Source organism: Thalassospira sp. MCCC 1A01428 (genome assembly GCF_002115825.1).
Taxonomy (GTDB): Bacteria; Pseudomonadota; Alphaproteobacteria; order Rhodospirillales; family Thalassospiraceae; genus Thalassospira.
This window is the reverse complement of sequence record NZ_JFJZ01000005.1, coordinates 202,074-214,635: the sequence shown is the minus strand read 5'-3', so window position 1 is coordinate 214,635 and position 12,562 is coordinate 202,074. Positions and strand designations below refer to the sequence as shown.

Genomic DNA, 12,562 nt, shown 5'->3' with positions numbered 1-12,562 from the left:
CTAGTCAGCCTGGGTTTCAACCATCTGTTTGTTGAAATAAAGCGCAATCAACGTGCAGATCGCACCAGACAGCAAATAGGCACCGACCATGATCAGACCAAAGCGATCACACAGGAACAGGGCAACCAGCGGCGCAAAACCAGCCCCGATCAACCAGGCAAGGTCAGAGGTGATGGCCGACCCGGTATAGCGATATTGCTGGCGGAAGTTTGATGCCAGCGCCCCCGCTGCCTGACCAAAGGACAGGCCGAGAATGGCAAAACCGCCCAGCACAATGATGTCTTCGCCAATTGCGCCCGCTTCGTAAAGGAACGGAGCGGCAAAACTGCCAAGGCCAATAACAACGGCACAAATGCCCAGCAGCTTGCGGCGGCCAATACGGTCGGCAATAATACCCGATGCGGCAATGGTGCCCATACCGATAACCGCGCCAACAAGCTGAACAATCAGAAACCGCCCAACGGAATGGTCGGTATAAAGGCTGACCCAGCTTAGCGGAAACACGGTGACCAGATGGAACAGGGCATAGCTTGCCAGTGGCAGGAAGGCGCCGAGCAAAATGGTGCGGCCATGAACCTTGAACGTGTCGGTGACGCGTACGGCCTGAAGTTCGTTTTGATCAAGCAGATGACCAAATTCGGTGGTTGCCACCAGGCGCAGGCGGGCAAACAAAGCGACAACATTAATCGCAAAGGCGACAAAGAAGGCATAACGCCAGCCCCAGTCGATAAAATCGGCATCACTTAACGTCATCAGGAAGTAGGCAAACAGCCCGGCTGCCACAATAAAGCCCAGTGGCGCGCCCAGTTGAGGCATCATCGCGTACCAGCCCTTGCGGTTTTGTGGTGCGTTGAGTGCCAGAAGAGATGCCAGGCCATCCCATGCGCCGCCAAGGGCAAGACCCTGGGCAAAACGGAACGCGCAAAGCAGGTAAATACCCAATACGCCAGCGCTTTCATAACTGGGAATAAAGGCAATGGCGACGGTGGAACCACCAAGCAGGAACATTGCAACTGTGAGTTTCGCACCCCGGCCATAGCGCCGGTCAACCGCCATAAACAAAAGCGAGCCTGCCGGACGGGCAATAAAGGCGAGCGAAAAAATAGCGAAGGAATAAAGCGTCGCGGTAACCGGATCGTATGCCGGGAACAGTAGGCGGGGAAATACAATTACTGCTGCAATGCAATATGTGAAAAAGTCGAAAAATTCCGACGTGCGACCAATAATGACACCCAAAGCTATCTTGCCGGGGTCGACCTGGGTACGCGTTGAAAGCTGGCGAACATCACGCTCGAGTTGTGAGGAGGACGCCGCTGCGTAAGACTGACTGGGATAACTCATATACCCCTCCCTTTGTGTTTTATGACCTTTATGGTTGGGTCAAAGCCAGATTTGGAATTGGTCTTAGAACAACTATGAGCCTGTAAAGCATTGGTGTCAAATCGCCTCTTGATTGGGAATGTGACTTATGACGCAGAGGCATGGCAAATGTGGCGGAAAAGCTGGGGTGTCGGGGTTGACAAAATTGGCGGTCGGATGTAGCAATCCGGGCACTGGTTGGAATTTGACCAGCTTAATTTTCGTCAGACATGGCGGTATTTTACCGTCTTGTTTTTGAAACTGAATCCGGGAACGACAGGCAATTGACGTGATTGGGGCTCTTGGGGCGCAATGCGGATATTGCTGTTTTGTTTGCAAATGGTCTCGTCCTGAGACTGGTCAAAAGATCAAGCGTATGTCATCAAAACTTTCACGCGGCCTGCTGATTGCACCTCTTTTGCTTCTGTTAAACGGATGCAATCTGGTTGTGATGCACCCCTCGGGCGACGTTGCGGTGCAGCAACGCGACCTGATTATTGTCTCCAGCATTCTCATGCTCATCATCATCATTCCGGTGATGGCATTGACTGTGTTTTTTGCCTGGAAATACCGTCAGTCAAACAAAGACGCGGAATACGAACCCGATTGGCACCATTCCACCCGTCTTGAAGTGATTATTTGGTCCGCGCCGTTGCTTATTATTATTGCGTTGGGCGCGATCACCTGGGTTAGCACGCATGCGCTTGATCCGTATCGTCCTCTTGCCCGGCTTGATGAGGCGCGGCCTGTTACACAGGAAATGAAGCCGCTGACCGTTGAAGTCGTTTCGATGAACTGGAAATGGCTGTTCATCTATCCGGAACTGGGCATTGCGACAGTTAACGAGCTGGCAGCGCCGATTGACGTTCCGATCAACTTCAAAATCACGTCCTCGTCGATTATGAACTCGTTCTATATTCCTGCCCTTGCCGGTCAGATTTATTCGATGGCGGGCATGGAAACCAAGCTGCACGCCGTGATCAACAAGGAAGGCGTCTATAAGGGCTTCTCTGCAAACTATAGCGGGGCTGGCTTTTCGGACATGCATTTCAAGTTTCATGGCATGAAGCAGGCTGACTTTGACAACTGGGTTGCCAAGGTAAAGTCAGACGGGGAAGGCGACCTTGGTCGTGCGCAATATCTGGACCTGGCTAAGCCGACCACGGCGGAGCCGGTACATTATTATAGTCACGTCGACCCGGAATTGTTTAATGCTGTGGTTAACATGTGCGTTGATACGTCCAAGATGTGCATGAACGAGATGATGATGATCGATGCCAAGGGCGGCCATATGTCCCATGGTGAACATTCGGGCATGGAAGCGCCGATGGAGGGCATGTCCCACGATGCGATGTCGCACGGGGACCACGCTGCCGAAAGCGAACCGATGGCCGGAATGAACCATGACGGTCATGCTGCCCCGGGCGAGCCGATGGCGGATATGCCTGAAAATGGCAGTGACGCTGCGAAGCCCTGATCGAACCGCGATCCTAGTTTATCGGACCTTGTCGGCTGTGCCTGGCACAGCCGAATTGAAAAGAAGAGTAAACCGATGCCTTCAAATCCGGATCTGTTAAAGTTGATCTTTGGTCGGCTTTCCCTTGATTCATTCCCCTATCACGAACCAATTCTGGTCGTGACATTTATTGGTGTCGTGCTTGGCGGCCTGGCTGTTCTGGGCGCGATCACGTATTTCGGTAAATGGACCTATTTGTGGCAGGAATGGATTACCAGCGTTGATCATAAAAAGATCGGCGTGATGTATATCATTCTGGGCCTGATCATGCTGTTGCGCGGTTTTTCCGACGCACTGATGATGCGTGCGCAGCAAGCCATGGCGTTTGGCGACTCGCAAGGGTTTTTGCCGCCGCACCATTATGACCAGGTGTTTACCGCACATGGCGTGATTATGATTTTCTTTGCCGCGATGCCGTTCGTCACCGGTTTGATGAACTTTGTTGTGCCGCTGCAAATTGGTGCCCGCGACGTTTCCTTCCCGTATCTGAACAATTTCAGCTTCTGGATGACGGCTGCTGGCGCGATCATCATCATGATTTCGCTGTTTGTTGGTGAATTTGCAAAAACCGGCTGGCTGGCTTATCCGCCGCTATCCGATATTTCGCATAGCCCCGGCGTTGGCGTTGATTATTACATCTGGGGCTTGCAAATCGCCGGTCTGGGGACCCTGCTTTCCGGGGTTAACCTGATCGCGACGATTGTTAAAATGCGCGCGCCTGGCATGTCGATGATGAAAATGCCGGTTTTCACCTGGACCGCACTTTGCACCAACGTTCTGATCGTGGCCGCGTTCCCGGTTTTGACCGCTGTTCTGGTTCTGCTTTCCCTTGACCGTTATGTCGGCACCCATTTCTTTACCAATGATATGGGCGGCAACGTGATGATGTATATCAACCTGATCTGGATCTGGGGTCACCCCGAGGTGTACATTCTGATCCTGCCCTGCTTTGGTGTATTTTCAGAAATCGTTGCAACTTTCTGCGGCAAGCGTCTGTTTGGCTATAGCTCGATGGTCTATGCGACCGTGGTGATCACGATCCTGTCCTATCTGGTTTGGCTGCATCACTTCTTCACCATGGGTTCCGGGGCGAGCGTGAACTCGTTCTTTGGTATCACCACCATGATCATTTCGATCCCGACGGGCGCGAAAATGTTCAACTGGCTGTTTACCATGTATAAGGGCCGCATCCGGTTTGAAGTACCAATGCTGTGGACCATCGGCTTCATGCTTACCTTTGTGATCGGTGGCATGACCGGTGTTCTTCTGGCTGTTCCGCCGGCTGACTTTGTGTTGCACAACAGCCTGTTCCTGATTGCGCATTTCCATAACGTGATCATTGGTGGCGTGGTGTTCGGTGTTTTCGCCGGTATCACCTACTGGTTCCCGAAAGCGTTCGGTTTCAAACTTGATCCGTTCTGGGGCAAAATGTCGTTCTGGTTCTGGTTCATCGGCTTCTATTTCGCGTTCATGCCGCTTTATGTTCTGGGCCTGATGGGCGTTACCCGCCGCCTGAACCATTTCGATGATCCGTCATTGCAGATCTGGTTTGTTATTGCGGCCTTTGGTGCTGTGTTGATCGCCTGTGGCATTGGGTCTTTCGTTATTCAGCTGGTTGTCAGTGTCATGCGCCGCGACAAGTTGCGCGATGAAACCGGTGACCCCTGGCATGGCCGGACCCTTGAATGGTCAACTTCCTCGCCGCCGCCTGAATATAACTATGCTTTCACGCCTGTGGTTTATGACCATGATGCGTGGTGGGATATGAAACAGCGTGGCTTTGTCCGTCCGACCGAAGGCTTTAAATCCATCCACATGCCGAAAGGCACGGGGACGGGGGCCATTATTGCCGCCCTGGCTGTGGCACTTGGCTTTGGCATGGTCTGGCATATGTGGTGGCTTGCCATCCTGGCATTTGTCGGCATGATCGCTGTCGCCATCGGGCATTCGTTCAATTACGACCGTGACTTCCACATTCCTGCGGAAGAAGTGATCGAGACCGAAGAAGCACGTACCAAGCTTCTGGCAAAACAGGCGTGAGAACTCGATAATGGCTACGCAAACCGCCGTTCATGAAACGCAAACGCCGGTCTTCCTTGCCAAGGAAGAACCGCACGCGCCAAGCAGCACGATGCTTGGATTCTGGATCTATCTGATGAGCGATTGCCTCATCTTTGCGGTCCTGTTCGCAACCCACGGGGTGCTTGGTCGCAATTATGCGGCCGGGCCCGGCCCGCAGCAGCTATTTGATTTGCCGCTGGTCGCGATCAACACCTCGATGCTTCTGTTTTCGTCCATCACCTATGGCTTTGCCATGCTGGCGATGGAAAAGGACAAAAAGCAGGCAACACTGGTCTGGCTTGGTATTACCGGGCTGTTTGGTGCGGCTTTCGTCGGGCTCGAACTGTACGAGTTTTCGCACATGATTATGGAAGGGGCCGGCCCGCAGCGCAGCGCGTTCCTGTCGTCTTTCTTTACCCTGGTTGGCACCCACGGAACTCACGTAACGGTCGGTATTATCTGGTTGATTACGCTGATGGTTCAGGTTGGCAAATATGGCCTGGGTGCGGAAAACAAACGCCGCCTGATGTGCCTTAGCCTGTTCTGGCACTTCCTGGATGTGATCTGGATCGGGGTGTTTTCATTCGTCTATCTGATGGGAGTTCTGGGATGACCTCGCACGCAACTGAACATTCCCACGGGCATGACGGACATGATCATGGCCACGGCGAAACCGAAGGACATGGTTCGTTCAAGGGGTATATGACAGGGTTTATCCTGTCGGTTATCCTGACGGCGATTCCGTTCTGGCTGGTGATGGCCGATGTCCTGTCAAGCCCGACGGCAACCGCCCTTGCGGTGATGTTGCTGGCCGTGGTGCAGATTGTGGTTCACATGGTTTACTTCCTGCATATGAACAGCAAATCCGAAGGTGGCTGGACCATGTTGGCCCTGATCTTTACCATCGTGATTGTGGCGATTGCCATTAGCGGTTCCTTGTGGGTGATGTATCATTTGAATACCAACATGATGCCCGCCATGACCGAAGGCATGATGAAAACCATGCCTTAATCGGCACGGTTTTGAAATTCAAGGCGCGGCGGGGGAACCTGGCGCGCCTTTTTTGTTACGTTATCGGTTGCCAATTGAAAGTGTTGTCTGATGTCACAACCATCATCTTCCGTGTCTTCCGGGCCGTCGACGCAGCGGTCCTTAACCGCGCGGATCGTGATTGGGGTTATTGCCCTGATTCTGTTTTGCGGTTTTGTTGCCCTGGCGGTGTGGCAGGTTGAAAGACGGGCCTGGAAGCTGGACCTGATTGACCGGGTGACAACACGGGTGGCCGCCCCGGCACAAACGGCCCCCGGTCGGGCACAGTGGGCCGAAATTAATGCTGAAGACGACGAATATCGTCATGTTCGCGTAACCGGTCATTTCCTGAATGATCAGGAAACAGTTGTTTACGCAGCGACCGATTATGGTGCGGGATATTGGGTGATGACACCAATGGTGCGCGATGACAGCGGCACCATTGTTATGGTTAACCGGGGTTTTGTGCCAACAGACCGTAAGGATGCCGCAACACGCCAGCAAGGCCAACCGGACGGTGTTGTTACCGTAACCGGCCTGTTGCGAATGAACGAGGCCGGTGGAACCGCGCTGCGCGATAACGTGCCACAAGATAATCGCTGGTATTCGCGCGATGTGAAGGCCATGGCGCAGTTTCATGGTCTGGACCCGGCCAACGTTGCCCCGTATTTCATTGATGCCGATAACAGCAAAAACCCCGGCGGATTACCATTGGGCGGTTTGACGCAAATTACGTTTCATAACAGTCATCTGATTTATGCCATCACCTGGACTGTTCTGGCATTGATGGTGGCTGCGGGGGCTGTTTTTGCCCTGCGCGGGGGCAAAAAAAACAGTAACGATCACTGATTTCGGCATTGGCGGCGGTACCTGTCGATTGCAATCGGGTTTTCCAGGGTTTGCTACATCGGGATTGTAGCCTGTATGCATGTTTTGAACGTGCAAATGTGGTGCTGACTTGCTATAAAATGATGATCGTCATGAATAATGCGACGCGCATATTTGCCGGAGGATCCCATTTTGGCCAAAAAAGATCAAAGCGCTCCGGGTTTTTATCTGGAAGATTTGACCGTGGGACAGCGATTTTCAAGCGGCACTCATACCTTGGATGCCGATCAGATTATATCATTTGCTCGCCAGTTTGATCCGCAACCTTTTCACCTTGATGACGATGCTGCCAAAGGTACCCTGTTTGGTGGCCTGGCCGCCAGTGGCTGGCATACCGCGGCGTTGACAATGAAGCTGATTGTGCAATCAACGCCGTTTTCCAGTGGCGTCATAGGCAGCAATGCTGTGGTGAAATGGCCACGCCCCACCCGGCCTGACGATGTGCTGCATGTCGAAAGTGAAATTATGTCGCTTACACCGTCGAAAAGCCGCCCGGAACGCGGACGGGTGGTGATGAAAAGCCTGACCCTGAACGCAAAGGGCGACGTGTTGCAGGAACTTGAAGCCACGATTGTTGTGCCGCGCAAACCGTTAATGGAGGGCTGATCATGCGCGTAAGCCGGGAACAGGCCGCTGAAAACAGGGTCCGGATTTTGGAGGTCGCATCGCGCCTGTTTCGCGAGAAGGGCTTTGACGGGATTGGTTTGGTTGACATCATGAAAGCTGCCGGGCTGACGCATGGCGGGTTTTACGGCCATTTCAAATCGAAACTGGATCTTGAAGCCGAAGCCAGCCGGGCCGCGCTGGATAAAACCCGGCTTTACTGGCAAAAGCAGCTTGATAATAACCCGGATGATCCGTTTGGCACCCTGGTTGACCGTTATTTGACCGCATCCCAGCGCGATAACCCCGGTGCCGGTTGTGCCTTTGCTGCCCTTGCCCCCGATGCAACACGCCACGGAGAAGGGGTGCAAAGCGTCTTTTCCGAAGGGTTGGAGCAGTTGATTGATATGATTGCAAAGGTCATGCCCGAAGCGGACGAGGCAACCCGCCGGACCGAAGCATTATCGGCCATTTCTGAGATGATCGGCGCGCAAATTTTGGCCCGTATGGTAAGGGATGGCGACCTGTCGGATGACATTCTGGAAGCATCGAAGCTGAAATTGCGTGATCGGTGTGCGCCGTGAATGGCCGGGCGTGTTGACGGGTTAGCTGTTGAATTTATTGTCAAACATTGCTGGTCGGCATCCGTGTGACTGGTTAATGTGGGGAAACTGAATTTGGTTTGCCAGATGTTGCCGGCTTACGGGGGCATTGGCGGCCTGTCCCACATGCCAAGGTAGCCCCACATGCTTTTGTCCCTGTCTGATGCCCGCCAGTTGGTAATTGATACGCTTGTTCGCAATAATGTTTCCCCGTCTAATGCTGCGTCGGTGGCAACCGCGCTGGTCGCTGCCGAGGCCGCAGGGCAGGGTGGGCATGGCCTGCGCCGGGTTGAAGCATATAGCAAACAGGCCCGTGCCGGTAAAACCGACGGGCAGGTTACCCCGACTTTTTCACGCCCGGCACCGGGCATTCTGGCGATAGATGCCGCTTTTGGATTTGCCTATCCGGCACTTGACCTGGCCGTAGCCGAGTTACCCGAAATGGTGCGTACGCAAGGCATTGCCCTGGCGTCCATTCGCCGGTCGCACCATGCCGGGGTGATGGGGTTGACGGTTGAACGTTTTGCCCAGCAGGGGCTGGTGGCGATTATGGTTGCCAATGCCCCGGCGGCAATGGCCCCATGGGGTGGCTTGCGCCCGATGTATGGCACCAACCCGCTGGCTTTTGCCACCCCGGTTCCAGGTGGCGACCCGATTGTGGTTGACCTTGCCTTATCCAAGGTCGCACGCGGTAAAATTATGGCTGCCAAACAAAAGGGATCGGATATTCCCGAAGGCTGGGCGCTGGACCGTGATGGCAACCCCACCACCGATGCCAATGACGCCCTTGCCGGTACAATGGTGCCCGCAGGGGATGCCAAAGGGGCGGCTTTGGCGTTGATGGTTGAAATATTGTCAGCCGGGTTGACCGGGGCACATTTTTCCCACGAGGCATCGTCGCTGTTTGATGACAAGGGCGAACCGCCTGCGTTGGGACACATGATTATTGCCATAGACCCCAAGGCAACCGCACCTGGATTTAATCCACTGGAACGTATTGGTTATTTGGCCAGCGAAATTGCCAGCGACCCTGCCGTTCGCCTGCCTGGTCGCCGGGGGCAGGGCGCGCGTGCGCAGGCTGCACAAGACGGCATTGACGTTGAAGATGATGTGATTGCGCTGATCAAGACCTTGTAAAGATGGCAATATCCGCATGTACAGTTTTCTATTTGCGGTATGTACATCGGGCTAAATCGGGTTTAATCGTATGAGGAAATAAATAAAATTTCCAAAACACAATGGGCAGGTAAACGTGGCACCGTCGCACAATACGATATCCGACCAGCTTGAATGGATTGCTGTTGACTGGGGTACATCCAATTTGCGCCTGTGGGCAATGGACGGGGCCGGGGCAATTTTGGCGCGACGTGACTCTGATCTTGGCCTGAACAAAATAACCGATGGTGGCTTTGAAGCGGTGTTGCGGGATTTGGTTGCGCCGTGGATAGCGGATGCCAATGACGGCACCACAGCGGGCATTCCGGTGGTGATATGCGGCATGGCCGGGGCCAAACAGGGTTGGTGCGAGGCCCCTTATGCCAGCCTGCCTGCCCGGCCATCCTCGTTGGCGGGGGGGGCGGTGCAGCCGGCGTTAAGTAAAACCGGGCTGGCTGTTTATATTTTGCCGGGATTGAAACAGGTGGATGACCCCGATGTGATGCGCGGCGAGGAAACCCAGTTGGTGGGGTTTATGGCTGACAATCCCGATTTTACCGGCTGGGTCTGTTTGCCTGGTACGCATAGTAAATGGGCGCATATAACCAGCGGCAGCATCACTGCATTTCGTACCTATATGAGCGGCGAGGTTTTTGCCCTGTTGTCGCAACAGTCGATTTTGCGCCATTCGATGCAGGGCGACGAGGATGCCCAGGTCTTTGATAAAGCGGTAAAAGACGTTGCCGGGGCATCGGGCGACTTGTTGCACCGCTTGTTTACCATTCGTGCAGGCGGGCTTGTGGGGGCCACAGATGGTGCCAGTGGGGCGGCGCAATTGTCGGGGTATATTATTGGCAGTGAAATTGCCGACATTGTTGCAAGACTTACCAAAGGGGATAGCATTGCCCTGATCGGCGATGGAAAACTGGCCGCGCGATATCGCCAGGCATTATCCACCCATGATTTTGATGCTGCGATAATTGATGCGGAAGCCGCAACCCTTGGCGGGTTACGCCGGGCTTATGCCGTTCTGGTTAAATAAAAAGGCACGCCCGAATGGGAAAACGTTCTGATCGGAAAGGATCATGTGATGTCACATCGTAATCTGATTGCCATTTTGCGCGGGGTTCATTCCTCCGAGGCGGGCGACATTGCCCGTGCACTGGTCGATGCCGGAATTACCCTGATCGAAATTCCGTTAAACTCGCCCGACCCGTTCGAGGCTATTCCTGCCATGAAGGCGGCCGTGGGGGATGCCGCCAAAATTGGTGCCGGAACGGTTTTAACGGTCGAGGATGTTGACCGCTTGCAGAAAATTAATTCGCAATTTGTGGTTTCGCCCAATTGCGACATCGAAGTGATTAAACGCACCAAGGAATGCGGAATGGGGTCGTGGCCCGGGGTGATGACCCCGACGGAATGTTTTGCCGCGATCAAGGCCGGTGCCGATGGGCTTAAGATTTTCCCCGCAAGCCAGGTCGGCGCACAGGGTATTGGGGCGATGCGTGCCGTTTTGCCAAAGGATATGCCGGTTTTTGCCGTGGGCGGGGTAGAGCCAATTGATTTTTCCAATTTTGCCAAGGCCGGATGCAACGGTTTCGGGTTGGGATCGGGTATTTATAAACCGGGAATGAGTGCCGACGAGGTTGGCAAGCGGGCAATTGAGTATGTTTATACCTATGACGCGGTTTATCGCCATTGATCTTTGACGATGAGCGGGGAGACGGGCTATCTTCGCGTTATCGATCAAACTGATCAAGTCATGGGAGGATCCATTGGATCTTGGAATTAAGGGCCGTAAGGCCATTGTCTGTGCCTCGTCAAAGGGACTGGGGCGCGGCTGCGCCATTAAACTGGCCGAAGCTGGCGTCGATTTGACGCTTAATGCGCGCAGTGCAGGCCCGCTGGAAGAAACAGCACAATATATTCGCGACACATTTGGGGTGAATGTACAGACCGTTGCCGTCGATATCACCACCGAAGAAGGCCGCAACAAGGTGCTTGAAGCGTGCCCGGATGCCGATATTCTGGTCAATAACGCCGGTGGGCCGCCCCCTGGTGTCTGGTCAGACTGGGGCCAGGATGAATGGCAGGCTGCCATCCAGTCCAATATGCTGACGCCAATTTTGTTGGCAACAGCGGTTTTACCCGGCATGATTTCGCGCAAATGGGGCCGTATTGTTAATATTACATCGGGGTCGGTAAAGTCGCCGATTGCGCAGTTGGGGCTGTCCAATGCCGCGCGTGCGGGTTTAACCGGGTTTGTGGCCGGCACGGCACGCCAGGTGGCGAAAGACGGTGTTGTGATGAACAACCTGTTACCTGGCCAGCATGATACAGACCGCATTGGTGCCCTGATGGGCAACCGGGCCAAAACCGAAAATATTACGCTTGATGAAGCCCGCACCCGTGCGCAGGCGGCTTTGCCAACCGGTAAGTTTGGCGACCCGCTGGATTTTGGCGCGACCTGTGCGTTTATGTGCAGCGAACATGTGCGCTTCATGATCGGCCAGAATGTTCTTCTGGATGGTGGGGCCTTTAATTCCACCATGGGCTGAAGGCCCGATGGCTGACCGGACCTTTGTCTATGTGTTGCGCGAATTGGGGGTTGCCCGCCCGCGCACCTATGTGGGCTGGTCCACCGATGTTGAGGCCCGCCTTGCCGCCCATAACGGCGGCAAGGGGGCCAAAACCACCCGGGGGCGGCAATGGGAAGTGGTTTATATTGAACGCTTTCGCACCTTTGGGCAGGCCATGAGCCGCGAATGGCATTTAAAGCGGGATCGCAAGCTGCGCAAACAGCTTGCGACACCGTGATAATTGCAAATACGGGCTTGATGCCAAGGCGTGTTTGCGGCTAAGTCAGGCGATAAAACCCGTTCAACCTTTTTGCCAGGGACACAGCAATGCCGGTACAAAAAGCCAACCCCAAAAAACTGAATGCCTTGCAGGCCCGCACCCTTGCACTGGCACAGATTTTGGCCAAAGACCCCAATTCGGGCGTTATTGACGCCGAAACAGGCGAAGGGACGATCACCCGTGCGCCGCATGGCCATGGTGACCATGTGCATGTGGGCGAATTTGTTGTCGCAGCCCGCGACGCCAGCGGGTTTAGCAACCCGTCGGTCTGGGTGGCGCTGGCACGCAAGGGGCTGGTCCATGAAGGGTATCCGCAAACCGTGGTTCTGACGGCGGAAGGCATGACATACGATACCGGCCTTGCCGAACATTTTGTGAATACGTCCGATCATTAAACCGGATATGCAGCATGATTGGCGTTTTACGAAATGCCGGTCGGGCTTGGGCCGTATTTAAAATGACAAAACCCTGCCCCGTTATGTACGCGGGC

14 protein-coding genes are annotated in these 12,562 nt (G+C 54.3%); 13 read left to right on the top strand and 1 reads right to left on the bottom strand.

Annotated elements, in window-relative coordinates:
* Positions 1 to 1,341, bottom strand: a complete 1,341-nt coding sequence (locus tag THS27_RS06700) for an MFS transporter (protein ID WP_085589134.1) — start codon at positions 1,339 to 1,341, stop codon at positions 1 to 3.
* A 394-nt stretch (positions 1,342 to 1,735) separates the two neighbouring features.
* Between THS27_RS06700 and cyoA the strand changes: the two genes are divergently transcribed.
* The 13 genes from cyoA to THS27_RS06635 all read left to right on the top strand — a co-directional run bounded on the left by cyoA (position 1,736) and on the right by THS27_RS06635 (position 12,467).
* Positions 1,736 to 2,836, top strand: coding sequence for a ubiquinol oxidase subunit II (gene cyoA / locus THS27_RS06695; RefSeq protein WP_085589133.1), 1,101 nt, complete (start codon positions 1,736 to 1,738; stop codon positions 2,834 to 2,836).
* Between the two features lie 75 nt (positions 2,837 to 2,911).
* Positions 2,912 to 4,915, top strand: coding sequence for a cytochrome o ubiquinol oxidase subunit I (gene cyoB / locus THS27_RS06690; protein ID WP_085589131.1), 2,004 nt, complete (start codon positions 2,912 to 2,914; stop codon positions 4,913 to 4,915).
* A gap of 10 nt (positions 4,916 to 4,925) precedes the next feature.
* Positions 4,926 to 5,549, top strand: a complete 624-nt coding sequence (gene cyoC, locus THS27_RS06685) for a cytochrome o ubiquinol oxidase subunit III (RefSeq protein WP_085589129.1) — start codon at positions 4,926 to 4,928, stop codon at positions 5,547 to 5,549.
* Positions 5,546 to 5,947 carry a cytochrome o ubiquinol oxidase subunit IV gene (gene cyoD, locus THS27_RS06680; RefSeq protein WP_085589127.1) on the top strand — a complete coding sequence of 134 codons (402 nt, stop codon included), beginning with the start codon at positions 5,546 to 5,548 and terminating at the stop codon, positions 5,945 to 5,947. Before cyoC ends, cyoD begins: the two co-directional genes overlap by 4 nt.
* A gap of 90 nt (positions 5,948 to 6,037) precedes the next feature.
* Positions 6,038 to 6,814, top strand: a complete 777-nt coding sequence (locus tag THS27_RS06675) for an SURF1 family protein (protein WP_085589124.1) — start codon at positions 6,038 to 6,040, stop codon at positions 6,812 to 6,814.
* Between the two features lie 171 nt (positions 6,815 to 6,985).
* Positions 6,986 to 7,459: a MaoC family dehydratase gene (locus THS27_RS06670; RefSeq protein ID WP_246832869.1), complete on the top strand. Its 474-nt coding sequence runs from the start codon at positions 6,986 to 6,988 to the stop codon at positions 7,457 to 7,459.
* A gap of 2 nt (positions 7,460 to 7,461) precedes the next feature.
* Positions 7,462 to 8,040, top strand: coding sequence for a TetR/AcrR family transcriptional regulator (locus THS27_RS06665; protein ID WP_085589120.1), 579 nt, complete (start codon positions 7,462 to 7,464; stop codon positions 8,038 to 8,040).
* 162 nt (positions 8,041 to 8,202) lie between these two features.
* Positions 8,203 to 9,195 carry an Ldh family oxidoreductase gene (locus THS27_RS06660; protein ID WP_085589118.1) on the top strand — a complete coding sequence of 331 codons (993 nt, stop codon included), beginning with the start codon at positions 8,203 to 8,205 and terminating at the stop codon, positions 9,193 to 9,195.
* Positions 9,196 to 9,310: 115 nt separating this feature from the next.
* Positions 9,311 to 10,255 carry a 2-dehydro-3-deoxygalactonokinase gene (locus THS27_RS06655; protein WP_246832868.1) on the top strand — a complete coding sequence of 315 codons (945 nt, stop codon included), beginning with the start codon at positions 9,311 to 9,313 and terminating at the stop codon, positions 10,253 to 10,255.
* A 48-nt stretch (positions 10,256 to 10,303) separates the two neighbouring features.
* Entirely contained in the window at positions 10,304 to 10,915 is a 612-nt protein-coding gene (locus THS27_RS06650; protein ID WP_085589116.1) for a 2-dehydro-3-deoxy-6-phosphogalactonate aldolase, read from the top strand.
* Between the two features lie 73 nt (positions 10,916 to 10,988).
* The gene (locus THS27_RS06645) at positions 10,989 to 11,771 is read left to right on the top strand and encodes an SDR family NAD(P)-dependent oxidoreductase (protein WP_085589114.1); all 783 of its coding nucleotides are present in this window, start codon (positions 10,989 to 10,991) and stop codon (positions 11,769 to 11,771) included.
* 7 nt (positions 11,772 to 11,778) lie between these two features.
* Complete coding sequence (locus tag THS27_RS06640; protein ID WP_085589112.1) at positions 11,779 to 12,030, top strand: GIY-YIG nuclease family protein; 252 nt, start codon at positions 11,779 to 11,781, stop codon at positions 12,028 to 12,030.
* An 89-nt stretch (positions 12,031 to 12,119) separates the two neighbouring features.
* Positions 12,120 to 12,467 (top strand): hypothetical protein, encoded by a 348-nt coding sequence (locus THS27_RS06635; RefSeq protein WP_085589109.1) that lies wholly within the window; start codon positions 12,120 to 12,122, stop codon positions 12,465 to 12,467.
* The last annotated feature ends 95 nt before the right edge of the window (positions 12,468 to 12,562 follow it).